Annotated in this window: 34 protein-coding genes; 7 read left to right on the top strand and 27 right to left on the bottom strand. The window is 60.9% G+C overall.

Annotated features, from left to right (window positions below; translation table 11 throughout):
- Position 1: 1 nt before the first annotated feature.
- The 10 genes from G3O06_RS05385 to G3O06_RS05430 all read right to left on the bottom strand — a co-directional run bounded on the left by G3O06_RS05385 (position 2) and on the right by G3O06_RS05430 (position 3,261).
- Entirely contained in the window at positions 2 to 547 is a 546-nt protein-coding gene (locus tag G3O06_RS05385) for a hypothetical protein (protein ID WP_205815305.1), read from the bottom strand.
- A 9-nt stretch (positions 548 to 556) separates the two neighbouring features.
- The gene (locus G3O06_RS05390) at positions 557 to 829 is read right to left on the bottom strand and encodes a hypothetical protein (protein ID WP_205815306.1); all 273 of its coding nucleotides are present in this window, start codon (positions 827 to 829) and stop codon (positions 557 to 559) included.
- Between the two features lie 110 nt (positions 830 to 939).
- The gene (locus tag G3O06_RS05395) at positions 940 to 1,272 is read right to left on the bottom strand and encodes a hypothetical protein (RefSeq protein ID WP_205815307.1); all 333 of its coding nucleotides are present in this window, start codon (positions 1,270 to 1,272) and stop codon (positions 940 to 942) included.
- A 100-nt stretch (positions 1,273 to 1,372) separates the two neighbouring features.
- Positions 1,373 to 1,723, bottom strand: coding sequence for a hypothetical protein (locus tag G3O06_RS05400; RefSeq protein ID WP_205815308.1), 351 nt, complete (start codon positions 1,721 to 1,723; stop codon positions 1,373 to 1,375).
- A 15-nt stretch (positions 1,724 to 1,738) separates the two neighbouring features.
- On the bottom strand, positions 1,739 to 1,903 hold the full coding sequence (locus G3O06_RS05405; protein WP_205815309.1) for a hypothetical protein: 165 nt from the start codon (positions 1,901 to 1,903) through the stop codon (positions 1,739 to 1,741).
- A gap of 155 nt (positions 1,904 to 2,058) precedes the next feature.
- Entirely contained in the window at positions 2,059 to 2,256 is a 198-nt protein-coding gene (locus G3O06_RS05410) for a hypothetical protein (RefSeq protein WP_205815310.1), read from the bottom strand.
- A 9-nt stretch (positions 2,257 to 2,265) separates the two neighbouring features.
- Positions 2,266 to 2,427: a hypothetical protein gene (locus G3O06_RS05415; RefSeq protein WP_205815311.1), complete on the bottom strand. Its 162-nt coding sequence runs from the start codon at positions 2,425 to 2,427 to the stop codon at positions 2,266 to 2,268.
- A gap of 10 nt (positions 2,428 to 2,437) precedes the next feature.
- Positions 2,438 to 2,635, bottom strand: coding sequence for a hypothetical protein (locus tag G3O06_RS05420; protein ID WP_205815312.1), 198 nt, complete (start codon positions 2,633 to 2,635; stop codon positions 2,438 to 2,440).
- Positions 2,636 to 2,669: 34 nt separating this feature from the next.
- On the bottom strand, positions 2,670 to 2,960 hold the full coding sequence (locus G3O06_RS05425) for a hypothetical protein (protein ID WP_205815313.1): 291 nt from the start codon (positions 2,958 to 2,960) through the stop codon (positions 2,670 to 2,672).
- 7 nt (positions 2,961 to 2,967) lie between these two features.
- Positions 2,968 to 3,261: a hypothetical protein gene (locus G3O06_RS05430; RefSeq protein WP_205815314.1), complete on the bottom strand. Its 294-nt coding sequence runs from the start codon at positions 3,259 to 3,261 to the stop codon at positions 2,968 to 2,970.
- A 274-nt stretch (positions 3,262 to 3,535) separates the two neighbouring features.
- Here G3O06_RS05430 and G3O06_RS05435 point away from each other — a divergent pair, with 274 nt between their 5' ends.
- From G3O06_RS05435 to G3O06_RS05455, 5 genes are read left to right on the top strand one after another with little or no spacing between them, the layout of a single operon-like run.
- Positions 3,536 to 3,835, top strand: a complete 300-nt coding sequence (locus G3O06_RS05435; protein ID WP_277403690.1) for a helix-turn-helix transcriptional regulator — start codon at positions 3,536 to 3,538, stop codon at positions 3,833 to 3,835.
- A 56-nt stretch (positions 3,836 to 3,891) separates the two neighbouring features.
- The gene (locus G3O06_RS05440) at positions 3,892 to 4,104 is read left to right on the top strand and encodes a hypothetical protein (RefSeq protein ID WP_205815316.1); all 213 of its coding nucleotides are present in this window, start codon (positions 3,892 to 3,894) and stop codon (positions 4,102 to 4,104) included.
- Positions 4,105 to 4,120: 16 nt separating this feature from the next.
- Positions 4,121 to 5,425: a type II toxin-antitoxin system HipA family toxin gene (locus G3O06_RS05445; protein WP_205815317.1), complete on the top strand. Its 1,305-nt coding sequence runs from the start codon at positions 4,121 to 4,123 to the stop codon at positions 5,423 to 5,425.
- A gap of 42 nt (positions 5,426 to 5,467) precedes the next feature.
- The gene (locus G3O06_RS05450) at positions 5,468 to 6,055 is read left to right on the top strand and encodes a DUF262 domain-containing protein (RefSeq protein ID WP_205815318.1); all 588 of its coding nucleotides are present in this window, start codon (positions 5,468 to 5,470) and stop codon (positions 6,053 to 6,055) included.
- A gap of 29 nt (positions 6,056 to 6,084) precedes the next feature.
- Positions 6,085 to 6,522 carry a hypothetical protein gene (locus G3O06_RS05455; protein WP_205815319.1) on the top strand — a complete coding sequence of 146 codons (438 nt, stop codon included), beginning with the start codon at positions 6,085 to 6,087 and terminating at the stop codon, positions 6,520 to 6,522.
- A 276-nt stretch (positions 6,523 to 6,798) separates the two neighbouring features.
- Here the strand turns inward: G3O06_RS05455 and G3O06_RS05460 are convergent, their stop codons facing one another.
- The 4 genes from G3O06_RS05460 to G3O06_RS05475 all read right to left on the bottom strand — a co-directional run bounded on the left by G3O06_RS05460 (position 6,799) and on the right by G3O06_RS05475 (position 11,338).
- The gene (locus tag G3O06_RS05460) at positions 6,799 to 8,574 is read right to left on the bottom strand and encodes a hypothetical protein (protein ID WP_205815320.1); all 1,776 of its coding nucleotides are present in this window, start codon (positions 8,572 to 8,574) and stop codon (positions 6,799 to 6,801) included.
- 294 nt (positions 8,575 to 8,868) lie between these two features.
- Positions 8,869 to 9,627 carry a hypothetical protein gene (locus G3O06_RS05465; protein ID WP_205815321.1) on the bottom strand — a complete coding sequence of 253 codons (759 nt, stop codon included), beginning with the start codon at positions 9,625 to 9,627 and terminating at the stop codon, positions 8,869 to 8,871.
- Between the two features lie 45 nt (positions 9,628 to 9,672).
- Positions 9,673 to 10,476 (bottom strand): DUF2491 family protein, encoded by an 804-nt coding sequence (locus G3O06_RS05470; RefSeq protein WP_205815322.1) that lies wholly within the window; start codon positions 10,474 to 10,476, stop codon positions 9,673 to 9,675.
- Positions 10,477 to 10,561: 85 nt separating this feature from the next.
- Entirely contained in the window at positions 10,562 to 11,338 is a 777-nt protein-coding gene (locus tag G3O06_RS05475) for a hypothetical protein (protein WP_205815323.1), read from the bottom strand.
- A 250-nt stretch (positions 11,339 to 11,588) separates the two neighbouring features.
- On the opposite strand from G3O06_RS05475, the gene G3O06_RS05480 reads away from it, so the two are divergent.
- Complete coding sequence (locus tag G3O06_RS05480) at positions 11,589 to 11,996, top strand: hypothetical protein (protein ID WP_205815324.1); 408 nt, start codon at positions 11,589 to 11,591, stop codon at positions 11,994 to 11,996.
- Between the two features lie 91 nt (positions 11,997 to 12,087).
- A complete protein-coding gene (locus G3O06_RS05485) occupies positions 12,088 to 12,372 on the top strand; it encodes a hypothetical protein (protein WP_176000180.1) in 285 nt (94 codons plus the stop codon).
- A 137-nt stretch (positions 12,373 to 12,509) separates the two neighbouring features.
- On the opposite strand, the gene G3O06_RS05490 is transcribed toward G3O06_RS05485, so the two are convergent.
- The 13 genes from G3O06_RS05490 to G3O06_RS05550 all read right to left on the bottom strand — a co-directional run bounded on the left by G3O06_RS05490 (position 12,510) and on the right by G3O06_RS05550 (position 24,825).
- Entirely contained in the window at positions 12,510 to 13,124 is a 615-nt protein-coding gene (locus G3O06_RS05490) for a hypothetical protein (RefSeq protein ID WP_205815325.1), read from the bottom strand.
- Between the two features lie 32 nt (positions 13,125 to 13,156).
- On the bottom strand, positions 13,157 to 13,759 hold the full coding sequence (locus G3O06_RS05495; protein WP_241019528.1) for a rhomboid family intramembrane serine protease: 603 nt from the start codon (positions 13,757 to 13,759) through the stop codon (positions 13,157 to 13,159).
- A 52-nt stretch (positions 13,760 to 13,811) separates the two neighbouring features.
- Positions 13,812 to 14,318, bottom strand: coding sequence for a hypothetical protein (locus G3O06_RS05500; RefSeq protein ID WP_205815326.1), 507 nt, complete (start codon positions 14,316 to 14,318; stop codon positions 13,812 to 13,814).
- A gap of 133 nt (positions 14,319 to 14,451) precedes the next feature.
- Positions 14,452 to 14,589, bottom strand: a complete 138-nt coding sequence (locus tag G3O06_RS05505; protein ID WP_205815327.1) for a hypothetical protein — start codon at positions 14,587 to 14,589, stop codon at positions 14,452 to 14,454.
- 20 nt (positions 14,590 to 14,609) lie between these two features.
- The gene (locus tag G3O06_RS05510) at positions 14,610 to 16,040 is read right to left on the bottom strand and encodes an RES domain-containing protein (RefSeq protein WP_205815328.1); all 1,431 of its coding nucleotides are present in this window, start codon (positions 16,038 to 16,040) and stop codon (positions 14,610 to 14,612) included.
- A gap of 12 nt (positions 16,041 to 16,052) precedes the next feature.
- Positions 16,053 to 16,412, bottom strand: coding sequence for a hypothetical protein (locus tag G3O06_RS05515; RefSeq protein ID WP_205815329.1), 360 nt, complete (start codon positions 16,410 to 16,412; stop codon positions 16,053 to 16,055).
- A 516-nt stretch (positions 16,413 to 16,928) separates the two neighbouring features.
- Positions 16,929 to 17,204 carry a hypothetical protein gene (locus G3O06_RS05520; protein WP_205815330.1) on the bottom strand — a complete coding sequence of 92 codons (276 nt, stop codon included), beginning with the start codon at positions 17,202 to 17,204 and terminating at the stop codon, positions 16,929 to 16,931.
- A 17-nt stretch (positions 17,205 to 17,221) separates the two neighbouring features.
- Complete coding sequence (locus G3O06_RS05525; RefSeq protein WP_205815331.1) at positions 17,222 to 17,455, bottom strand: hypothetical protein; 234 nt, start codon at positions 17,453 to 17,455, stop codon at positions 17,222 to 17,224.
- A 37-nt stretch (positions 17,456 to 17,492) separates the two neighbouring features.
- A complete protein-coding gene (locus G3O06_RS05530) occupies positions 17,493 to 17,708 on the bottom strand; it encodes a hypothetical protein (RefSeq protein WP_205815332.1) in 216 nt (71 codons plus the stop codon).
- 154 nt (positions 17,709 to 17,862) lie between these two features.
- Positions 17,863 to 18,501, bottom strand: a complete 639-nt coding sequence (locus G3O06_RS05535; protein WP_205815333.1) for an RES family NAD+ phosphorylase — start codon at positions 18,499 to 18,501, stop codon at positions 17,863 to 17,865.
- Entirely contained in the window at positions 18,501 to 19,136 is a 636-nt protein-coding gene (locus G3O06_RS05540) for a hypothetical protein (RefSeq protein ID WP_205815334.1), read from the bottom strand. Before G3O06_RS05540 ends, G3O06_RS05535 begins: the two co-directional genes overlap by 1 nt.
- 894 nt (positions 19,137 to 20,030) lie before the next feature.
- Positions 20,031 to 20,312: a hypothetical protein gene (locus tag G3O06_RS05545; RefSeq protein WP_205815335.1), complete on the bottom strand. Its 282-nt coding sequence runs from the start codon at positions 20,310 to 20,312 to the stop codon at positions 20,031 to 20,033.
- Position 20,313: 1 nt separating this feature from the next.
- Positions 20,314 to 24,825, bottom strand: a complete 4,512-nt coding sequence (locus tag G3O06_RS05550; protein WP_205815336.1) for a DUF6531 domain-containing protein — start codon at positions 24,823 to 24,825, stop codon at positions 20,314 to 20,316.
- Positions 24,826 to 24,827: the final 2 nt, after the last annotated feature.

Consider the following 24,827-nt stretch of genomic DNA (forward strand, 5'->3'; position numbering starts at 1 on the left):
TTCAACCGGCATAGCCACCGCCCTTCGCGATCAACGCTTCAACACAACGAGGGCACAGATCGAGGGGCTGGTCGAACAGTTCCTCGAACGCAATTCTCTGATCGTCCTTGCTCCAATTCCATCGTTCCGCGCAGAGGGGATGGTCGTAGTAGCCGCTGAATCCGCCGTCCACCTCTTCTGCGACATGGAGCACGCCGCCGGCTTTTAGGAAGCAGCGTCGGTTCTCTTCGAATCCTCTGCTGAGCGGGTACAGGAGTCGATCGTCCGTTGCCAACCCGAACGACGGCTCGCCATAAATGTCTCCGTTCGCGGCAAAACTACGCCCGCGAGCCAACACCTTACGAATCACCCGCACGATGGTGCTGCACCTCGGAACGGCTGCATACAACGCTTTCGCGCATTCGTCCCGGTCATAGACGCGCCACGCCTCGGCTGGGTCCGCAAATAGCGGCGGCATTGACCATCCTGACGTGTCGCAATGAATAAAGAACCGGTTTGGCTCTTTGGCTTTGGCTCCATATTCAACGCGACCCAATATGCGTCCCATATAATTTTCCTATGCGGTTGCGATCGGCCGATGCTTGCGAACCAGGCGGTCGTAACGAGCTGCCGCGAACGCGATATAGATGCGGCCCACGGTGCGGCCGATGAACGTGTTCGAACGCGAAGCCGTGAAAGAATAGTGATCGTGCTCCTGCCCGTCCGCTTCCAGAACCTTTCTGCACTCGACAGCCGAAGAAAAATGCACCCCGTACCAACGATTCAGAAGCCAAAGGCTCAGCGCGGCCAGTGACGTAAGCAACGTTGCAATCGAAATAATCGTAGTCATCGCGTTATTTTCCTCGTGGACGGATGCGGGGTAGAAATCAGGAGTTCCGGATTCAACTGTGGGCAACGACCGGCCAGAATGTCCCGAACGATGTTTCCGGAAGGTCCCGCCTACTTGCCGATGAGCCAGAAATACGTCGTTACACCAGCGACGGATAGCGCCGCTCCGCAGAGTGAAAGCGCTATCCACAGCCTTCGCAATCTGACTCGCGGAGGGCGGGCCGCTGCGACTACCAGCGTCGCCAGCACAATACCTACGCTGCCGACGTAGGTTAGTATGCGCAACATCCGGTATTCTGCATAACCTAGGGCATCGTTCTTTGGCAGTAGCCCAGTGAAATACACCGTCGCCGCAATGACCCACACAACCGATACCCACGGAAGAAGCACGCGAAGCAATATCAGCTCCGCGGTGCCGTCCTCGTAAATCTTCCTCTGTTTCAAAGCATCTCCTTCGGTAGTCAAGTGCCTACCTAAATTACGCGTCCTTGCCGACTCTGACGCCCCGGCCCACACTAGAATCCGGATACCCCGTTTTCCATGGTCAGACAGCCGGTTTCACAGCGTGTGGCTTGTGCTTCTTGCCGCACTCCTTAACCTGTGCCAGAACCGTATTGCCGGTCGGCGCTTCGCTCGCTTCGTAGGATATGGTGTCACCCTTGTACGCAAGCACAATCTCGAATCTCGGTTCACTCGCAAAGTGGTCGACCTTGATGACGTGCGACTCGCACTTGCCGTTATCGCATGTTGTGGCCGTTTCAGGCATGTCCATTTCCTGATGCAAATCGTTCACCTCGACAACTGGCAACCGGACCTTCTTGACTACGCAGGTCTCGTCCGCCTGGCTCACCCCGATCATGCTCGCAAGTACGAGCAACAGAAGTGCTTTCTTCACGTCACTACCCCTTTGTTAATTTTCCGTTGTCAATGCAGCAGCCAGTGCTGCTTGCAAGACCGCCTTAACGGCCTCGCAATTCTTCAGGTATGTCTCGGCATCCGCTTGCTTGGGTAGCAATCCGACCTCCACTGCCTTTTTCAGTGCAGCCGCAAACATCGCTTCCGTAACGTCGCTCATCCCGAACCTCACTTAAGAACAGGCCATGCCGGCTTCCCTTGTCCCGCGCTTCCGTCCTTCCATTTATTCAGCAACATGCTTTTCCTTATTCGGCGGAGACTTCGGCCAGCAGAAGGCCAGTCGGCCAGAACATGTGCCCGTCCGCATCGCTATCCTCACGCGCCGAATCGGCCGTACCAGAAGCCACGCACCCGCGCGCTCATGAATACGGCCGCTGATACCGTTCCACCGATCGCGCTCGCAACCGACGCAGGCAGGCCCAACCCGTCGAGCGACAGACCGCCGGCGAGCGATCCTGCAACGAACGCCGAAGCGAATCGACATGCTTGTGCCTTGAATGCTCCTGTCAGCATTTTTCCTCCTCAGAACACCGCTTTTGCAACAGCTTCTGCCTTCGAGACAAGCTCGCGGCGCAGCTCATGAATCTCCGAATCTCCCGGTACTAGCGAGCGAGTGCTGCGCTTGTGCTTCTTCGGATTCCGCTGACGATCGCGCCAAGTGAAAGCGGCAACGATGAGAAGCATCGCTCTACATTCAGTGATGACCTGCAAGCACGACATGCTTCTCGCCGGCGGCCTGCTCGATGTTCTCCAGACTGATGGACGGGCGGCTCACACAGTTGCCGGGAATCGGGTGCTCTTCCCGCCAGAAAGTGCCCGTGGTCGTTCTTCGGAAGAAGCGGTCGCCGATCTGGATACGCGTTCCCGGGGTGTAGTCCTGCAGCTGCATCATGCCTCCTGATCGAGAAAAAGTTTATGGGCCATCGTCAGGCCGCCTCGCCGCCGAGCACCCAGCCCTTGCCCGTCGACCGGATCTTCTCGGCCTTGCGAAGCGCCTGCAGCCGACGATCGATGATGCGCCAACCCGGCGCGCTGCTTTTCCCGTGTCTGGCTTCTGCCTTTTCGATCTGCGCGAGGCGTTCGCTTTCGGCGCTGATCGCGGGATTCGCGCTGATCAGAAGGAACGGCACCGGCGCGGCCGGCGTCAACAGCCCTGGTGCCGGCGTTGCACCAATCCGTTCCAGAATGAGTTGGTCCAGCGTTTCGTACTTGCTCATGTGATCCTCAAGCGTCGCCGCGCGAAGTCGTCCCCACCAGGACGGCGATCGCCTCGTCTTTCGTTTTGAACCCCGGGCCCAGCAGCATGGCTGCACGGGTGCCGCGACCCAGCGTAATCGTGGTGCCGGCCTGCTTCGCAAACCAGCGCCACCGCTCGGCCTTCACTTGCGGCGCCGTGATCTTGCTCACGACGACCTTGACCTTCTCGCGCCAGATTTCCCCGATGGCGGTTTCGCCCATGTGGACCTGCTGATGCGCGGACTTCTCGCTCCCAGCGACCTTCGTCAACCTCGTAGTCATGGTTAGCTGCTCCCTCTATCGATGCTAATTCTAACGACGCAGCCCAACGGTTCTAGCCCTCGCGCATGCCCTGCCGCCTATGTCGCCAGCCGCGCGATTCCACTTCGGAGTCTCTGGCCCTCCTTCTCTGATATCGGCGTCTGCGCGCACAAATCCAGTCCGGAGTCGCTTTTCCGCCTCCCGCCAGCGGTAGATATAGCAACCAATCATGGTGACTTGGTTATTTTACCAACCATGCTACTATGATAACCATCCAGCCAATTTGGTTACTATTATGGCCACATCAGCCACTCTTGGCGCCGACATTCGGCGGGCTCGCGAAGCCCGCGGGATGAGCGCAAGCGAGCTCGCGGACCGGGCGTCCGTGAACCGCCTCACGCTGCGTGAGCTCGAATCCGGGACCGGAAATCCCCGGCTCAGCACACTGCTGGCGGTTTGCCACGTCCTCGAGCTGGATCTGAACGTCCTGCCGCGCGGCTTGGCCCCGATGGTCGGCAGCGATACGAACCTTCGCAGTGGAGCGCTCAAGCGGCTTCTGGCCACCAGGCGTGATCGCACCAAGCCAAAGGAGTAAGACCTGGGCTGAGAGCCCGAAGCAGGAAGCCCTAATATCCGCACTGGAAAATGACAATGAGCGAACGATTCAGCAAGCCGAACATGATCGCAGCCCTCGAGCGTCGAGCCGAGGCGCTGCAGAAAAAGCACGGGTTCAACCCGAACAACGGCACGGCGCAACTGACGGGGCCGCTGGCCACGCAGGAAGCGGCCGTCGCGTACGGGGATTTCCGTCTAACCCTGGATCTCATCCAGTGGATCGAAGACGGCTCCTTCTTCCGCCACTGAGCCGCAGGAAGGTTCCATGAGTCTTGTCCGTTCCCTGCGCATCGTCATCGACATGGTCAACGTCGGTTCGCTCTTTGAGCTCGACGACGGCCGCAGCTACTTCCGCTTCGACGAAGCCTACGCGATGTTGCCCGAAGCCGAGCGCCCGGTTCTGTCCCAGGCTTTCGAAGCGGAAACCGAAGCAGAGACGCGATCGCAACTGCTCGACCCGGCGCTCGAGGAAACGCGCGGCGACGGCAAGCGCGGCCTGCCGCCCTTTTTCGAGAACCTGCTGCCTGAGGGGCGGCTGCGTCGCCAGTTGATCGAGATGGCCGGCATCGAAGAGCGCGATAGCCTCGGCTTGCTCGCCTACTGCGGATCGGATCTGCCTGGCAACGTCCAGGCCGTTCAGGAAACGCTCACCGAACAGCAGCTCGGACGCCTGCTCACGCAGGGCAACGACAGCTTCGAGATGAGTTCAGCGCAGATGCCGGCGCCTGAATCGACGTCGCTCTCCGGCGTGCAGCCCAAGGTCGCGCTGGTGCGCGAGCCAGGCGGCCGGTACGTCATGCGCTCGAAGAACAACGGCGGCCACTACATCGGCAAGCTGCCGGCGTCCGATTTCCCACAGATGCCCGAGGTCGAGCATGCTTCGCTGAACCTTGCCCGGGCGGCCGGAGTGACGACATGCGAGCACGAATTGCTTCCGCTGACGGAGATCGCCGGCCAGTTGCACGAGGCTATGCGGGAGGATTCCACCCGGTTCCTGCTGGTGCATCGCTTCGACCGGGACGCCAGCACGCCGAACGGCCGACTGCACGCGGAGGACATGGCTCAGGTCACGTCGACGCTTCCGCAGAACAAGTACTCGCTCTCCTATGCGGATCTCGGCCTGGTGCTGCTCGCGCGCTCAACGCGCGACGAGGACGATGTGCACGAGATGCTGCGCAGGCTGACCGTCAACGAACTGCTCGGCAACCCGGACGCACATCTCAAGAATTTCGGTCTGCTGTACAGGACACCTCGCGCCGCGTCACTCTCGCCGGCCTACGATATCGTCGCGTACAGCGCATGGAACGGCTCGACCGGGCACGGCTTGAAGCTGGTCGACGGCACCAAGACCCGTGAGATTTCGCCGGCCATCGTACGCCAGTGGGCGAACCATTGGGGACTGCCGGAAGCGGCGTTGTCCAAGACCATCACCGAGACAGTGGACGCGGCAATGCGAACTTGGGAAGACGTTCTCGCCGCAGCAACGTTGACCGATCAGCATCGGGCCCGGATCTGGGAACACGTTTGTTCCACGAAGCTGGCGGCACGCTGGCTCAAGCGACACAACTAGGCGCCGCACTGCCCTCCTAACCGAATTCCGACCACCGACACGATGCCAAAAACCAACAACGAACTGCTCGCGATCATCCGGCCACTAGCTCAGGCCCGCTACGAGGTTGACACCCACTGGGGGATGCTCGACAAGACGCTTGCCGACATGACCCAGGATTACGGTCTGGAATTGAACCCGGACTACCAGCGCGGGCACGTCTGGACGTCGGCGCAGCAACAAGCATACGTCGAGGGTGTTCTCCGCGGCGCGATATCCACCGCCGGCCTGACGATCCAGTTCAACTGCCCGACCTTCGAATCGCGTCTGTTGGCTTCGGATCGCGATCTGCCGGACGGTTTTCAGGTGATGGACGGCCTGCAGCGGCTGACGGCCGTCCGCGAGTTCATGGCGGGCAACGTTCATCCGTTCGGGTTCTCACTCGACGACCTAGCCGGTACCTCGTTCACGCCGAAGGGCATGGCCTACCGTCTGCGCTTCGCCGTGTTCTGCTTCCAGTACAAGGTCGATGTGCTGGAGCATTACCTGGCGCTCAACCGCGGCGGCACGCCGCACAGCGACGATGAGATCGCTCGCATCCTTGCCATGCGCGACGAGCTCGTGCGCGCCGGTGCCCAGCGATCGCGCTGAGCAGCCCCTAATCCAGACCGGAGATTCCCATGCCCAAGACTCAAACCGAAATGAAGCTCGAATCCGCCTGGGCGATGTTCATGTCGCTGAACGCGAAACAGCCGTACATTCGCCGCTCGCAGGTGATCGAGTTCCTCGCGAATAGCGTGAGGCGCGATCAACGCGAGGTCGCCATCAAGGCGGCCGATCAGTTCATGAAGCAAGCCCGCAAAGACATGATGCTGGTCAAGTCGGGGCATGTCCACTGGCGTTTCGTGGGCGTGACACGCAAACTGATCGACGGTCGGCCTGTTGCGGAAACGGCAATGACGACGCTCGAAATCACCTCCCGCGTCCCGTCGAAGTGGTTGTCGGTGGATCTCGAAACCGGCGACGTATGGCAGGGCAACGAGGCCGGTAAATGGGTGCGGGCCTCACCCGAGAACGTAAGCACGCTCAAGCTTCTGGCTGGGAAAATCGTCGAATAGCCTTTTCCCATCGGCGCCGCGCTGCTTCAGGCGCCTGCTGCTGCTCTCCGGTCATGAAACAGCCGGGCATAGCTCGGCCGTCCTGCATCCGCTCGGCCTACTTGCCCGCCGCCGCCACTCGACACCGACGCTCCACGGCCGACCCCGTTGCCGGGTCCGCGCCGCCGGCGGCGATGTGACGGTAGACGGTTTCGATGCTCCTCGCAATTTCGCGACAAAAAAACCACCGGTACCCCCGTCAGGGGATACGCGGTGGGTGTGTTTCAGATTGATCGATTACCTGCTCGGCGACCGTTCGTCATCGGCTGAGTCAATTTCGAAGAAGGTCGGATCCGCGCCGATCTTTGCCGCTTCGGTGTCAAGAAGCTCACGCGTCAGGACACCGCTCGATACCACCGAGAGCCCGCCGCCAACATAGGCGCCTTCGCGGCACTCGTAACCGATTTCCTCCACTGACATGGACGACAGATCCTTCCCGTCGTCGTGCAGCACCGTGAACTGGATCACCGACTTCCGAACGCCGGTCGTCTTTCCAGTCGGGCTCGATCGTTTCAAATCGGCTTCCGAAACCGCAAGGACGTGAGAAGCCTGAACGAGATCCTTACCCTTATAGGCGTTTTCCAAGGCTTTCTCGGTGCTGGTCGACTCGTAGCCCGCTTTGGCGAGAATATCGCGCAAGATCGGGCCTGGCTCCAAGACTGTTTCGCCGTTGGCGATCATTGAGCGAGCGAGAGAGTCGCCGAAAGGCTCTGCTACTTCATAAACAAAGACGCCAGGATGTCCATCGTTCGCATCGAACCAATCGCTAGCCCTATCAGCAAACAACGCGTGGCCAACCACATCGTCAATAAACCCGGTCTCGCCGCGGAACGAATCCAAATCGACGTCGAGACCTTGCCCTCGCATTTCACGAAGCACGTCGCGTGCACCGATGGCGAGGTACGCAATGGTCAACGCATCCGGCTCGTTACGCACCTGCCCTGCTTCGGCCGGACCATCGCTGTCGATGCTGTTCGACAGTTGCCGTGGACGTGCGAGTCGCGCGGCATAGGTCTCACCGACTACCCTGTCCGCATTTTCAGCAAATTTGCGCACGATGGCGGCTGCAGCTTCCGGATCGCTCGCCTTTGGAACCAGTGCGGAGTGCCCCTCCAACTGATTGCGTCCTTCGGAGTAGTACGACCCTTGGAGCATGTAGTTCTCGCCAGCAAAATCGGCGAGGTACACGAGAGCCTCCTTTATGCAAACGGCCGTTGCGAAGTTCTTGCGGGCGATTGCCGTACCGTCAGCCTTCTCCCATCCGTGGATGCTCAACACATTTTGGACTCGACCAATGAACGCCTCTCCCGATGGTTTCCGAAGCACATCCGGAACCTGAAACACTGAGCCTCGGAGTTCGTCGACCAGCATCCATGCGTGAGCTCCCGCAAACACGGGATGGTTCACGTCCGCTCTCGAATCTGGACGCTTACGTTCCCAAGAGACCGTCAGGCGCCCGCTCGGATAGAACCGGCTTAGCGTGAGTACGCCAACATCCTGGGCATCCGCGTCGTCCCAAGGATTGCCCTCACGCCATCGCGCATCGGACTCGCTCGGGATTTCGCACCAATGCGTGGGCTGAAAACCCGACTCGAGGTAGTGAGTAACGGGACTGTCGACTCGACCTTCGGCGCACCAGGTCGTGATGCAGCTGTCACTCTCGTTGAAGAACACGTACTTCTTTCCGGGTTCCAGCAGTTTCACGCTGGCCCGATCGTCGAGAGGGACCGTAGTGCCGAGTGGGACGATACGCACTCCCCCGTAGCGCACAAAGCCGCTAACAGCGTCTACAAGTACCGTATTTTCTGCGGTGTCCTCGTATCCGTCGGGAAGCAATCGGATCCAAGCTCTATCGTTCTTCACGACAGTCATGCGCTTGATATCCTCCGTCGCCAGAGAATACGGGACCTCGACGCGATCGCCTTCCTTCAGGCCGGCGAGCCACTCCAGATGATCAAGGACCGGCGATTGCGGCTGTGCCGAGATCTTGCTGAACGATTGCTGATTCGTCATGTTTCCTGCTCCTGAGAATTAGCGAAGCAGGCAGCCCTTGCAGGGCTGCGAGCCCCGCAAGGGTAGAAATGGTCACCGGCGGGCGGTGAAATGAGATCGTGGCCTACCAAGAGGTCAGATTTGGCTGGTTGCGGCCCAGCTGCCCTTGAAACGGGTCGCAGTATATCACCGGTTCCCGACAGGAAATTCGTGCGCGCCGGCACTCCGCGATCGCGCTGAACACCCCGAATACAGACCGGAGATTCGATCATGAAAACAGCCGGGCATCGCCCGGCCGTCCTGCAGCCGCGTGGCCTACTTGCCCGCCGCGGCTACTCGACGCAGCCGCTCCACGGCCGACTCCGTCGCCGGGTCCGCGCCGCCGGCGGCGATACGACGAGCTTCTTCAACGGCATTCTGGCGATCGATCGGCTTCTGGCCGATGTCGGCAATCGTCGTCGCGGCATCCGCACGCACACGTGCGGCGTCGGCCGCCCGGTTCAGCGCGGCGAGCCCCGTCGACGCGCCGCCCGTGCCCGAGCGCAGCGCGTTCAGTTCGTCCTGTTCCTGGCGCCGCAGGTTCGCGCGATCTTCATCCGCACGTGCCTGGTTGAGGCTGCTGATCGCGGCTTTCGCCTTGGCGTCGAATTCGTTGAGGTTTTTCTCGACGGTGTTCAGGATGTCCTGAAGCGTGTCGACGAGCTGCTGCGTGGCGGCCGCATCCTGCTGCAGGCCCGGCAGCTTCGCCTTGTTCGATTCGAGGTTGCTCGTGAACTCGTTGAGCGTTGCTTCGTCGATCTCCTTCTTGTCGAACTTCGCGATCAGGATCTCGGCCGCTTTCTCGTCGGTCGCGATGCTCGTCGCCAGATCCGTTGCCGCCTGCTGCGCAGCCGCGTTTTTGTGCTTCGCGTCGGCGAGTTTCATCGCGACCTCGCGCAGCTTCGCGGCCAGATTGTCCCGGTCCACCTGCGTCGCGGTTTCCGGGTCGAACGAGGCGATGGCCGTGGCGATGCTGTCGCCGAGAACACCGACATGCTTCTTGATGAGGTTTGCCGTGAGGCTCCAACCAGACATGTGCAAAACTCCTTGAAAGGGATGGCGAAAGTGAAATGGCCGGCGCTACAGCACCTTGACCTTATTGCGGTCGAGCGCGAGCCCGGCCAGGAAATCGACGTACACCGCCGCAGACGGCTGGCCGTCGAGACTGCGCACGTTTTCGAACGAGATCAGGAGGCGTTCAGACTGACCGCCAGCAAGCGTCCGCGTGTACTGCATGAACGAGAGATCCTTCTTCATTCCGCGATCGCCTACCGCGTCGTCCAGCCGGTTCTCCGTTGCACGGAAGGGAGACACGTACTGGCCCGCGCCGCCCTCGCGCGTGAAATGAAGGTCTGCGACGTCGCCGGGCAGCAGCGCGTCCAGACGGGCATCGCTCATGCCGTTGATCTGCGAAAGTTGGTCTTCCGCCATGTAGTAGTCCATCTCGCCCAGCCCGAAGCCTTCGCCGCGGAACGGCGACTGTTCCTCGGCGGTCACCGGGAACTGGCGCGTGAGGAACTGGTAATACGCGATGTCGCGGATATCCTCGAGGCTGTCCGGGCCGCAGAGCACCTGCAGGAACGCGCCGCCGATGCCGAGCAGGTTCTCACCTACCGACGTGTAGAGCCGAAAGAGCTTGAGGTCCTCGTCGCCGTTCATATGCAGACGACTTGCCGCTTCGATGGGCAGTTGAGCGTCCTTCGGCGTATACAGAAGACTTGCGTCCAGCAGCGCGAACTCAGCGCGCGGGATCGCCAGCAGCGCGCCGATCTGCGCGTTGAACGGCAGACCCGTATCCACGCGGTCGAGCTTCGGGGCATGGGCGCGAGCAGCGTCGTCCAGCTTCTGGTCGACAATGCGGCTGGCGAGATTGAAGAGGCTCATTGATGTCCCTGAATCGTGATGTGCATCGGTCGCCATGAGGAGGAAACGGCAAACCGGCGTTACCGACTTGGTTTCCCGTTCCTCCTCACAGCTTGTAGTGGTTCGTCGCGGTATAGCTGTCCTTGCGGACCGACCAGTTGGTCCAGAGCCTGTAGGATGCGAACCCGATCACACCAATACCCGCGATCCACAGCAGGACGTGCAGGATCTGGCTACCGGTATAGGCTACGGTCGGCGCTACTGCGTCCGTCGACGATCCAGCGTTGCTTGCCGGCTGCGCACCAGCCGACGACACCGCGCCCGGCGACTGCAAACGAGTGTCCGCGACGCCACCAGACTGCACGTAGACCGGCTGGGACGGCTGCTGCTCGATCACGACCGGAGCGGAGCGCGAGCTTTCATGCCCAAGCATCCATCCGAACAGGAAGTTGCTACTGCCACTTCCCGAGCTGTCGTAGTGGTGCACGACGATCGGCGCAGGCGAGTTGTAGCGGTTCCCCGTTGGTGTACCGCCCGAATAGTCGCCGTCGCCGCCAGCGTTTGTGTAGACCGGTGCCGGTCGGTTGTAGGTGGCAGCGGCCTGCCGCGACGCCTGGCTGTTGTAAAGCGCGGTGCCGAGCGACGAGCTGGGACGGGAGACACTCGGACTCGCGCTCGAGACGTTCGAACGCGAGCTGCCGAAGCCGCTGCCCAGGCTGCTACCGCTCGACGAACTGTGCGAGCTGGACGAGGAATGGCTTGAACTGAAGCCGGAGTGGCCGCCACCGCCCCCACCCCCGCCTCCGCCTCCGCGTGCCCAAGTGACGGGAGAAACAGCCAGGGAGAATGCAACAGCCAGCGTGGCCAGAAAGCTGCGTTTCATGTGAAGGGCTCCGTTCCAGAAATCGACCGGCCAGATAGCCAGACGTCATCAGTCGCGGCCGGATAGCTGGATGTTATTGACCGCAGGGCCCGTCAGAAACGCTGAATCAGGGTCTATACGGGGCATCTTTCGCCACGCCAACCGTGGGAAGAAGATGTGCCGCCGAAAGCCAAACGTGGTCTGCCACGTACCGTCTTGCAATGGCGCGCTGGCATGGCACTCTGGCCTCTCCTCACCGGAGCGCCAGCCCATGACCGACGTCGCATACGAAACCGTCCTGCCCGATCAACCGCATGTGAGCACGCCGCCGGCCGCCCCGAATACTCCCTTCGATAGCGCAGCATTCGACGCCGCACGGGCGAAGACCATCAAGGCGTCCCGAGAAGCCGGCAACATCCATCTCGATCAGCTTCCCTGGTACGTCGAAACGATGCGCGGCCGCGAGATCTTCAATGTTCACGATCCGAAGGTTCACGGTGTCATCCGAACCGTGAGCAACAACGGGAGCATCTACGTCGACTGGGCCAACGCCTACTCGGCGGAGAAGGAACTTGCCTCGCCCATCCAGGACGGCAACAAGACCGTTTTCCGGGCTTCTCTCGGCCCGTACGACTTCAAGGACTACGCGCTGGTGCAGCCCGCTACACGGCCGCAATAAGCGCCCATAGAGGGCATGACGGCTTCTGGGTACAATGCCGCCACCAGGCCGTCAGAAGAGAGCGCGGTGACCTGCTTTTCGGGGATATTCAATGAGAGTTTTAGGCGTAGCCATCCACAAGCCGGATACACGCGACGTACTTGCCCTACTGCTGTCAAACGCCGTGGTCTTCGCGATCCTGATCGGAATCGATCGCCTGATCAACAGGCATGTGGACCTGACCTTCATCGGTCTCATTTTCACGATCGTGATCTGGTACAGGCTTTCCGAGCTCATGGGGCTCAACCTGAAGCGAGCCGGGTGGAAGGGCTTGATCATTCAGGTGATTTGCACCGTGTTGATCGTCATCGGCTACGGAGTCGCCACGATGCACTGATCGATCGTTGATCAAGCCGCACGGCCCGCTGGCACTCCTCAGGGGAGCATGCAGCGGGCCGTTTGTTTTTATCAGCTCAGTCTATCCGCGATCGCCTCCAGCGATTCGCTCGACGAGAAACTGAAACTATCAGAGTCTCAGTTCCCGTCGACTACCCGGTACACCGGCGCCCCGCTGGTTCCCGCAACCACGTCGAACGAATACTTCCCGGATTCGGTAGTGATCGTCAGGCGGCGTGGCCCGATTATCTTCGGACCGCCGATCATCGGCGCGTACTTCAGGGCGACGTAGTGATGATCGATCACGGCCTGAACCTGAAGAGCGAGCGGGCGCGTCCACTCGACCTGCTTGACCATGTCCGGAAATTCGAGGACCGATACCCGCACCGGCGCGAGCTCGAGCGCGCCACCGTTCCGCATGATCCGTCGGTCGGTGTTCAGATCCACCCGGCCGTCTTTTGCGATGTCGTAGGTCACGAGCCCGGTCGACGTCACGAAAATCATGTCCGTCGCCGTCGCATACTGCGCATTTCGCTCGATCGTGACCACCCGATGATCGTCACGGACGCGGACGAGCCATCCGATCGAGTTTCCGATCAAGACCTTGCTGATCGGGGTCTCCGACTGGATGCTGACCGGTTGGATAGGTGCGCCAGCGTACGCAGTTGCCGTGGAAATGACTGCGATCGCCGCGGTGACCCAATGAATGATCTTAGGGGTCGCCTGCCTCTCGTTCATAACAGCGAGGTTCATGGGGTTCCTTTGAGATTCCTGATCGGATTCGTTTACGAGCGCTCGGGATGGGAGCCACGCGCTGCCAGAAATCCACCGATCGCGCCGCCCAGATGGCTCTGCCACGAGATTCCGGGATAGATCGGCAGCACACCGAGCAGCATGCTCAAGCCATACGTGCCGACGACGAACAGCGCCATCACGATCGCGAGGACGTTGCGCGTGTAGATCCCTCGCCCGACGAGGTATCCGGCAAATCCGAACACGACGCCACTGGCACCGATATGGTCGGACCAGGCCGCGCCGAAAAGCCAGGAGCAGAGCCCGGCGCCCAGCATCGAGCCGATCAGGGCTTCGTAGAAGTTCGAGATGCGCGGCCACATGGCCAGCCAGCCGAGGATCAGCAGGCCGCCCGTGTTCGCTGCGATGTGCCCGATGTTCGCGTGCAGCCAGGGAGCAAACAGGATGCCCTGCAGACCGCTCAGCGTGCGCGGAACGACGCCATGCCGGTCGAGATGCAGCCCCGGTATGGCAACGGTCAGGAAGAACGTCAGCCACATCGAGCCGACGAACATGACGAGCAGTAACGCTCGTGCTCGGATCTGCTCGCCGGCGGAGCGAACCGCGCGGGTCATGGAATAGGTGCTCAACATCATTCGGTCGCGAAGTCCCGCCAGCGGCGATGATCGCCGCGACGGGTGTGCCTGTTCAGGGGGAGATCGAGAGGTAGGCCGAGCCGACCTCGTCGCTGTCGGGGCGGTTGAGGCGTGCCGCAACACGGTCCATGTGGGCGTCGATGCCCGCGAACAACTGCGGCAGATCCGCATCGCGAGCGCCGCGGGCGTTATCGCAGCCGGTCTGCTCTCGCATGTACGTGTCGAGCGCATTCAGAACCGCATCGCGGGCACCGTCGCGGAATTCGTCGATCGTGATCGTCTTCGTGTGCGCCGTTGCCGGCGCGTCGACGAGCTCGACGATATCAAAATCTGAACTGGTGATGGATTCCCCGTTGGGATCCCAGTATGCGGAGTGATCCGTCTTGTGGAAAGCCTCGCCCGTGTAATCCTCGGCGTTGGCCGGCCGGTAGGCGACCTTGCAGTAGTCGCCATTGCGCATGCGCACGAGCACTTCCCCTTCGGCCTCGCAGCGCGCCTTGAGCGCGAGCGTGAACGGGTTGAAATCCTTCCTCGTGGCCAGTACCGTGGTGTTCCGCATCAAAACTCTCCCTCTTATTTCGATGCTCTCATTCTATTGACTCGCTCGGCCAATTCTAGACGTCTCGTCGTGGCTGCCCCCATTCCAGGCGTGTTCAGTTCGCCCTGTCCGGAAGCAGCCAATGGATCGCTCCTCAATAGACTTCGCCGTTGATCGCAAGGCCGGCAGGACACGCTTCAAAGCGGTATTGCCGATGCTTTGGATATTGCGGGTCGATCTCGCGCACCAAGCGGTCGAGCTCGCGCATCATGTCGCCATTGTCTGCGCCCATCAGATGTACCGCGAGAGTTGCTAGAACTTTGGTGTTCGCTTCTCAACGCGGAAATGGTGAACGGAGTAGGACGTAGTGCTAACCTTGACTGAGTTCACGTGGTGGACCTTCACCGAATCCCGTTCGATTTCGAGCGCCGCTTCGCGGAAATCGTCGTCCCACCGCGGCGGCTCGGCGGAATATTCAGACAGCGTGTCCAAGATCCCTCCATCAGAATCTGATCGTTTGGGTACTGGCTGTGGTGGCATCTCTTCCAGCACTGAATAGTCGATTTCCCAGCCATCATCACTCCACTGTCCCAAGTTGACCGTGATCTCCGCATCTTTCGAAAGTGTTGAGACCGCCACCTTGGCAGCGTGATGGAATAGGACCACATTGCGCCCGGCCTTTGTTTGAGCAGAAGGGAAGACGATCCCATCTAGGCGCGGCTCGTTCATCATTGCCAAGAAGTCGGCGACCGCCTGGGTCGGCAAATAGTCGATCGCTTCATCGTCTGGCATTACAGGCCGTGCCATCCACATTCCTAGGGTCCGCAGGAACGCGGCCCGCTCAAGGCGGTGTTTCAGCGAGGCGTCGAAAATGCTGCCCGTGACGTGTACGCCTTTCAACGCCGTGAGGTCGAGGAGACGTAAGCGCTGGGTAATGCGAAATTTCGCGACGGCGACTCTACTTCCAACCGGCGCGCGCACTTCTGCGATCGCCACCGACCCATTGGTCGCGCCGTAGAAAACTGAGATTCCCTGAGCGTTCATTCGCCCGGCTCGCGCCATGTTGTGCGGCGGCGATCCGAGATGGCGGTCCGGCAGGCGCAGAGCTTCTTCAAGGGAGCCATCCGTCTGAAACACCCGGGCTCGATAGAGGTGATCGAGAGAGGTCTTCGGCCCAGCGTTGACGACCACGGGTCGAGCATTTCGCGTTTTGAGCTTGTCGATATTGCCAAAGACTTCTGTGAGGTGATTGGCGGCAGACAGACTGAAGAACCGCGCTTGAGTCTTTAACGAATTCACAAAGCCCAGCCACTCGTCTTGCCACCCGCGATAATCGGGGCCTCGTTCCTCATAATATGAGTCGGATGAGAACTCCGATTCCTCACCCATGGCGTCCTTGTCAAAGTCCCCATGGCGCTCTTCAAGGATTGCGAGAACGTCCTCCGCAGCCCCCTGAGGAATCAGCGCGGCGTCGGCGATGGCATCAAGCACCGGAACCCCTTCGCGGTCCCAATCGTAGTCCGACTCTTTGTCTGCAAGCAGGCGCTCCTGCCACGAGTTTGGTTGGTCCGGCGTGCGAATATAGTGGTCTTCGAACGCTGTCTCGATACGCTCCGCGAGGTCGTCGATAGACAGGGATGGCGACGTCTGGCCGCAGTAGTCGCATGCGCCCACCTCACCAGATTGCGCGATTTCGGCGGAAAGATAAGCTTCGCCGACACATTCGTGGCAAATCCTCGGCATGACTCGTTCCCATTAAAGCCGAACCCAATCGCTCGGAGACCAGTACGCACCGGGCAACTCCGAGCCATCCTGGATGATCACGCCATACCCGTCACGGACTTCAACGACTCGGCCATCAACGAAACGGCATACCAACTCAAGCCCGCTACGCTCGCCGAGCAGATGAATCCAGCCGGTCAGGTGCGAGTTCCAGAATCGCCCCCTGGTGTCGATACGGACGAACAACCCTGTCTCGTCGATATCTCCATCAACGCAACAGGTGAGCTCGTCGTCGTCCGGCATATCCTTCGACTGAAACCACCCGCCCGCGCGAGCTGCCGCGGGAAAAAGCTCGCAGTCACGCGAAATTCCGATAGTTGAGAAGTCGCTCATACTTTCCGATTCAAAAATCGATCACGTCGACTGGAGCATCAATCCCGTGGTGTTGGAGAACTGCCTCACGAAACGCTCTCCACTCGGCGTCCCCGGCTGGCTCATGCGTACAATGCAGGCATTGATCGGCCCCCTCCAGTTGCTCCGCCACGGTTCGATGCACATCGATTCCGAAGCGCTTGCTGAAGCGCCCAACGCACGAGCCATCGTGCGCTGTCACCCACACGGTATCTCCCCTCGAGGACACATCTATGCTGTGAGGTTTCGTCACGCTTTTCCCTATTCCTTCGCTGTCGCGGGCGGCGCTGAGCAAGCAGGGCAGCACCAACCCGTCGCGCGAGTCCAAGTCCAACCATGCTCCTTACCGAAGGTAGATGCTTCGCGCTTCGTGCTGCCCCCGAACACAGCTTCGCCGCATCCGCAGCCAAGCCAAAATTCCGGAAAGATTCGCCCGCGCGTCGCCATCACCTTTCCTCGATCAGCGTCTGCCGTTGCCGGCCTCTACGAGATAAGCCTTCAATGACAAATTCCCGAACTGAGTTTTTCGGCCCACGCCCGATCCTTAGCGGCATCACGTACCGTCAGGGCGTGATACACGCGAGCCTCATCGAGGGCACGCTCGCTCGCCCGGAACTTCTCCTGCGAGAAGCCATCGAGAAATGCCACTTTCTGCACGCCACCGTCGGGGTAGTCGTGCTTCGTTTGCCCCGTGACCCCGTGCTTGCGAAATGCGGCGCGACCTTTGCGCTCGCAGTCGCCAATCGCCGGTACTGCCGACCTGAACAGGTCCATTGATTTTTCCGTCCTAGTTATGGCTGGGCGATCTGCCCTTGCCTGTCGATGATCTCAACGTCGGTCACGTCGCCTTTGAGGCGGAATCGAAAGCCCACCCGCCAGTCCAACGAAGGACCAAAGGCGTCGATCCATTTGCTTGCCGCTTCCTTCGAGCGAAAGCCCCGATCAAAGCGCGTTGTCGCGCCCTGCCGCACAAACCACCGGCAACGCTTTTGCTGAGGAACCGACGCGAAATTGAATCCGGCCATCGTGATTTCCTTGTTATTGGTGCCCGTCTTTTCCTCGTTATATGGCCGGCACGGCGCCGCCATTTGTGGCCTTCGCCTTCCGTTCGCACTCGACGCACCGTGCCTCCTTCGGCAATGCCATGAACTCGGCCAGCGGAACGAACGTCGCGCGTACGCTCGGCCGGGATGTGTAGCGGCAGCGCGATCGCTCTCCAGTATCGTTGGCAACGTGAATCCGCCTCACCCTCTTCTGCGGTTCGATGGGAAGCGTCATTGCCTTTTCCTTCGTCGCCTAGCGCCTATCGAATCAACACTGTACCGAACAGCGCGCCTGGATCAAGTTCCTTCGACGCGGACAACGAATCGCATGGGCTGTGTCTCTTCGCTTTTGCGCAACTTCGAAAGAGTGCCCATGCGAGTGCCTTCGGTCAAATGACGGAGATCTTCAGGCTGTCCGCCAGCTGTAGTACCTTGCTCCGGAGCGGATCGACCGCCAGTGAGTCATCGCCGAGAACGTGGAGGCCTGGTGATGACAGCCTCTGCCCGAAAAGCATGACGCACCGGCCGGCGTCATTCCGGCGGGAACCGTACGCGATCCCCTCCGCCGTGGGGCATTGATCGTGCGCGGCCTGCGACCACTGGCGGGTCTGCGGATACCTGGCCGGGATGCTGTCGATCAGATCGGCTCGCGCAAGCTCCAGGGCAGGCAGATACGGCGTATGGAAACTGACGCACTGGATCGGGTCAGGCAGAAGCACCTTCGCGATCCGATAGTGCGTCAATCGGTTCAAATCGAACACTCCGGGCGGATTGAGCGTCAGATCGTGGAAAAGCGACTCCATGATGGCGCATTCGAACGAACTCGCCGCGTACCACGTGTGGACCGGCGAGCCGTCCGGGAGATTGATCGGCGCGAACCGCGTATTGCCCCAGCCTTCGGAGAACGTGGTCGACGCAGTGCCGTAAGGGTGGGTGCAATACGCGTGATACCAAGCGGGCACATCCTCCCGGGAAATGGACAGGACGGTGAATGGCTCCGCCCCGCCGGGTACGTGCAGGCCGGTCATCAGGCGACGTACTCCCCGTGAAGATGATGGGCGGCTTCAACGACGTCATCACGACGGTCGAGTGCGTCCCGCGGCGCAACCGGTTCAGCCTCGTGTGCGCCACGCCCGGCTATCCATCCGTTCGGGAAATGGAACCACGCGGCGATCTTCCACGCATCCTCTACTGGCCCAAGCGCCTCGAGGATGTCTTTGATCACGGGCAGTGGCTGGCTCATCGCGTCGAACTGATAGCCCGCGAAGTATTCCTTGCCATTGAACGTCACGCCAAAGACACGCCCTCGCCGCTTCCAGTCACTCGCGGGTTGAGCCTTGTTGGCGGGCGGCGTCGCCTGCAGCACATTGATCTGTTCTGCTGTAAGCCAGTCTCCCCGCCCGAAAACGTCACGCATGGTCTTCTGGCGCCGGATACGCTCCTCGATCAACGGTGCCGCCGGCGCCGACAGGCCCGAGAAAGCCTGAGCAATTTCATCCGCGCGCTGGAAAAGCCCTGTTTCCCATTGAGGTGTGGCCAGAATGACAACCAGCAACTCTTCGATCCCCTTTTGCAACGAGGAAGCAACGACCGGGTCGGTGCCGCGCGGGAGCGGCAGGCTCAACACTACGTCCGCGTTTGAGTCCTCATGGACTTGAATCATGACGCCCTCCCAAAATTTGCGACTCTGCCAACATTATAGTTGTTGTCGTCAAATTCGCAAGCTTCGAGAGATTGGGTACGACAGGGCGAAGTCGCAATATAGGGGCATATCGGCAAAAATGCTACACCTGCTACGGACTACGGGGGAACATCAACGTTTGGGCGTGAAACCGCTGTAAGGAAATGTTCACTATTGCAGTCAACGTCACCGGAAATGAAAAAATCGGCGGGGACTCGGGAGACGAACAAGATTGGCCGTTATGCTCTGCAGCGCATGAGCCCTTCTAGGCACAGTTCCCGGTTAAACCCAACTCAACGGCCAACGACCGAGGACGGTGGGTCGCCGGCGGGCACTGTAGATAATCAGAGCTGCAGGAGGACGGCGAGCACGCTATCGGAAGACTTGAACCGGAACGAAGCGGATTCAGCCGGTGTCATTTTCTCGAGCGCCCGCTCCTTGGTTGCCAGATCGCACTGATCCCGCCTTGTCCGGTTTCATTTCGGCAGTCCCATATGGGAGTAACCGGCTCGCAAGAGCGTCGAATTGATTGACCGCGTCCGCAACATTTCCGATACGTCGTTTTGGCCTTTTCCGACGATCCGGCGCCAAACCTCCCATGCTCTGGGAGCCCCCGTCGCGCGAAAGCGGACAAAGGCGGGTAGACGCTCGTGGCGAACATCGTCGGCGAGCGTGCTCTTGTTCAACGCTTCAGCAAGCGAGTGCGAATTTCGGCGTCCCATTTGGCTTCGCCAGGACTCAAAGGTCTACTCATGTTTCGAGTACCTGAATGCTCGACGTGGCGAAATTACGTGCCTCAATTTGGCCCCCGCTTGCGAGCACTGGGTACTTGCCCCCGTGAAAGAACTCATCTGCTAGATGGCCCTATGCGAGTGCTTAGCTGGGGAACCTCATCAGGACCGTACGGAGCCTTTTCGTAAGCGCTGGGTCGCGGATGCATTCGACCGGCGTGAGATCGTCCAATGCGGGCACTTTCTCGTGAATCCACCCGTCGTAGCCTGGACCGACAACTTCGTAGATCACGGTCGCCAGTTCAACGTCACCGTTGAGTGATTGCGCGAGATCCAGCACTTCCTGCTTGGATTTTGATTTACCGAACACGTTGACAAACCGCTGCCAACTCGCGTCACCGGGATAATACTTTTCAAGCTCGTGCATATCACCATCCTGCAAACGATATCAAATTGGCTCCGGCCGGGTTTCGAGCTGATGGCGCCAAAATTCCATCATACCCTTCCCGAATTGCCATATCACCCAGCTCGTGCGTCTTGGTGTATGTATCCCCGGTGATGTCCTCGAGCTTTACACCCAGTTGATCGCGTACCTTCGGGTCGGTGAGATCCAGCACGTTATTGAGTGTGACGTCCTTGGTAACGAGTTCGCGAGTTTTCAGGTCGACCTTATAGTGTTGGACTTCGCTCAACGCTGTGGCCTGTGAATCAGCCCCATAGACACCGCCAACGCCCTCCTTTGTATAGCGGTGGCCCGATGCAATATTCCCATCGTGCGTGGTCCATGTGGTACCAATCCGGTCTGGGCGTTCGTAGCGGTACGCCCGCATCGAGATTTTCTTGCCCTTCGGCAAACATGGCTGCAGACCAAGAGGGTCGACCAGTTGCTGCGGATCGCGAACGTAGCCTTGCGTTCGAGGGCCTCCTTCGAGACCGAGAGGGTCGATGCTTAGATACTGTCCCGAATCCGGATCATAGTAGCGATTCAGATTGTAGTTGAGCCCGGTCTCGTCGTCCGCCCACTGTCCGGGAAAGCGCAGCGTTGTATCGATTGCTGATGCGCCGTCGTTTGCAGCGCGCCGCGCCGGCAGCAGCTTCCCCCACAACGAATACGCGGCTTTCCACACCGGCTTGCCGTGTTCGCCGAACACTGCCTTCGGCAGACCGACCTGATCGGTCAGGATCGGGTAGAGGCCGTCGTCGGTCTCCTGCGCGAGCGGCGAGAAACTTCCCGGCTCGATATGCCACGTCACGACCTGGCCTGTCGTACCGTCGCGCCGCTCGATCCACCGCTCGGCCAGCGTCTGACCGTCCCACAGGAACCTCACCATTTCGCGGCCACCGACCTGCTGCTTCGCGACCCGGCGGTTGAAGGCATCGTAGCGGTACAGCCAGACGCCGCGTTCGGGTGTTACGACCTTCACGAGCCGGTTGAGGCCATCCCATGTGTATTGCCACGTCTTCGGCCGGAACCCCGGCTGTTCGACCGTCTTCTCGATCGTGCGGCCGCGGGCGTCGTACCGATAGCGCGCATAGCCGATCCGTTCAGGCAGACCGCCTCGGTGGTAATGGTGAGCATCTACGGGAGCCTGCTGCCCGTGCGCGGCAATGTTCATTGCCGCGTCGTAACGGAAATGCTCGGCCGACTGCAGCAGGCTCTCGGCCGAGACGATCTGACCGCGTGTGTCACGCCGGTACGTAAACGTATCGACGTCGGTGTCGACGCGGTCCAGTTGTCCGGCGGCGTCGTAGTGATAGACCTGTCGAGTCAGTTGCTCGAGCGCACGCGCTGGGTTGTCTTGCAAGGCATCAAATGCCGCAGCAGGGCCCGCGATCTGCCGACGGATACGACCGAGCGCATCGTATTGCTGCTGCGTAACGAACTCCGCCGCTTGGCGACCGATTTCGCGCCCTATGCCGTCGCGCTGGATCGTCAGCCGGCCCACCTGCGTTAGTGTACCGAGCGCATCGTATGCGTAGGCTGTCTCCCGTCGCGGCGTCATCCGAAGACGCCGCTGCCCATCAGCATCGTAGACGTGCCGCAGCAGTTCGCCGTGCTGATCCTCGCCGATCAGATGGCCGTTCCTGTCGTAAGCAAACCGCGTCAGATGCGCGTGCTCACCTTGCACCTCGGCCGATTCCAGTCGTCCACCCGCGTCGTAGCGGTACGCAAGCTTCACGTCTCCGGCATCGACCTCGGCGAGCCGATCGAAACCATCGTACGTGTAACGCCACTGTCCACCATCCGGCAGCGTTTTTGCGAGCAAGCGACCGGCAGCGTCCCTCTCGTATTGGGTCGTGCGGCCGCCCCAGTCGATCTCGGCCGCGAGCCGCCCGGCCGCATCGTAGCGGTACGTGTATGCCTCGCCCAGTGCATTGACGACCTTCGTTAGCCGGGTCGCGTGGTCGTACTCGAAACGCGTGGCATGGCCGGCGGCGTCGATCGACGCCGTCAGCAGATCGAACGGGCCATAGGTTCGCTGAGTCGTACGCCCGATCGGATCGGTCCACTCGACGGGCAGGCCCTCACTGTTGTACCGCGCCCGTGACACGGAGCCATCCGGGCGCGTGATCGCGCTCACCAGGCCGCGTGGATTGTCGGGGCCGTCGGCATAGTCGAAGTAAGTGATATGCCCGTCAGGCGAAGTTTCCTCGAGTATCCGACCCAACACGTCAACCTCGCGCCGAAAGCGCGCACCAGTCGGCAATGCGAAGTCGGTGAGCCGCAACCGGTCGTCGTAGTCGAGGCGGGTTTCGCGATCGCCGGCAACGATGCGCAGCAGTTCGCCGTTCGGGCCGTAGCGGTAGGTCGTCTTGGTGCCATCCGGCTCTGTGCGCGCGATCAACCGGCGCAGGTGATCGTATTCGAGCTTGATCCGGCCGCCGTTCGGCAAACCCGCCGCGGTGAGCAGCTGCGCGTCATCGTATTCGAAGCCGATCGTGCGCCCCGAGCTGTCTGTGACCGAAATCAGTTGGCCCCGATCATCGTAGTGGTAGTCCGTCCGTCGGCCGAGCGGATCGATCCGTGCCGTCAAGCGGCCGAGTTCCCATTCCGAGTGGAGGCAATGGCCGAGCGGGTCGGTTTCGGCCGTGACGAGCCCTTCGTCGTTGTAGTCGTAAACCCATTCACCGTCGACATCGATCACGCGCGTGCGGCCGGCCTCGTAGACAAACCGGCCCGTGTGATAACCCTGACGGGTGCCCGTCTCGATGACACGCCCGGCGGTGTCGTACCGATATCGGACTTCGGTCTGGTCCGTATCCCGCCATTGGGTCATCCAGCCGTGCGCATCGTACGCGTAATGGAACTGGCCGAACTGGAAGCTTGCCACGTGGGTCAGCATGCCGTTCTGGTAGCCGTAATTCACGAGCGTTCGAATCTGACCGTCCGCATCGTGAAGAACGATCCGTTCCGGCCGACGGTCACGCCCGTGATAGGCAACTTCCAGCCGATAGCCATCGCTATGGGTCAGGCGACTCAAACGCCCCGTGAGATCATAGAAGAAGGCGACCGCATTGCCGTCGAGGTCCTCGAGCCTCTCGAGGCGAGACGAACGACCTTCGACAAGAGGCGAAAAAAGCCGCAGTTGCCGGGTGTCGCGATCGAGGATGCGCGGCTCGAGACGGCTGCCGATCAGCCGGTAGCGCGGTTCGCGCAGGTTGATGCCGTCGAGCGCCATGTCCGGCGCATCGAAGCCGATCACTAGGCCCGCACCATCGTGGAATCGCGCGAAGCGGCCGCCGTCGAACGTCAGGTGCTGCGACCAGTTGTCCGACCAGCGATGACCGAGCAGCCCGTGATCGTCCGATTGCGTCCGATAGCGACGCTTTAATTCCAGCGGTAGCACACCGGGGATCACAATGTCGGTGCGGACCTCCAGAACCTCGCCAGATACGGGATCGACCGGGTCCTTGCACCCCGGTCGGTTCTCGTCCTTGATGCCTTTCTGTTCAGCAGATCGGGTGGACTCAGACCGGAATTTTCCGCGCAAGCCCTTGCCGGCCAATTTGCCAATTCCGCCGCCCACGATCCCGCCAATCAAACCCGCGAGGAATTCCTGCGTCGCGGACAACTCCGGGTTCTTCGGGCCGTAGTTTCCGGTCGTCTTGTCGATCCAGATGCTGTTGCGCCCCGAATTGACTTTACCGCTACAGTGCGTCTCGTGGCCGATCCGCACCAGCGGCAGACCGTTGACGAACACCGTTTTGCTGCCGTCGACGAGCGGCTGCGGCGCACCCGAATGGTGCTCGCACGTCACCAGGTCCGTGACGCGGGCAACCTTCTTGCGCTCAAAGTACACGTTGCCCGAGCCCGTGACGATCTCGCCACAGTTACTGCCCATGCTCTGGCTGGCCGACGCAAGTGCGCCCCCCAGAGTCAGGCCGCCCGCCATGCACGCCCCGACGATCAGCGCCCCGGCGACTCCACCTGTCGCCACGGTCGCCGCCACCGCCACGCCAATCGCGACCCCCACGGCAATGCCGGCGAGGATCCCCATAAAACCCGACGAGTGCGCGATCCGATCGCCAATGCATGCGGGGTGCGGCTCGCCTCGGCCGATTGTGAGGCCCAGTGCGTCACCGACATGCGTGAACTCCCCGGCGAGCCACCCCGTAAAACCAACCTTGTCGAGTGCCCACGCTCCGCCGACCGCAATCGCCAGCGGCAGCATCATCGTACCCGCAGCGATCGCACCCGCGCCCAATGCCGCGCCGCCGGTTGCACCGCCCGCCAACGCCGTACCCGCGGCGCCCAACCCTGCGGCCGTCCCTTCAACGGCCGTCAGGCCTGCGTCGGCACCGAGCATCCCATAGTTGAGGGTCTCGTAAAACGGCTGCTCCGCCGCTTTGGCGGCTTCACCGTCCTCCAGCTTGGCGATCCGATCGAGACGTTCCTGTGCGCTGCCGCTCGGCTCGTTGTAATTCGGCGTGTCCGACATTG

The organism is Burkholderia sp. Ac-20345 (assembly GCF_017104825.1).
In the GTDB taxonomy this organism is placed as follows: domain Bacteria; phylum Pseudomonadota; class Gammaproteobacteria; order Burkholderiales; family Burkholderiaceae; genus Burkholderia; species Burkholderia lata_B.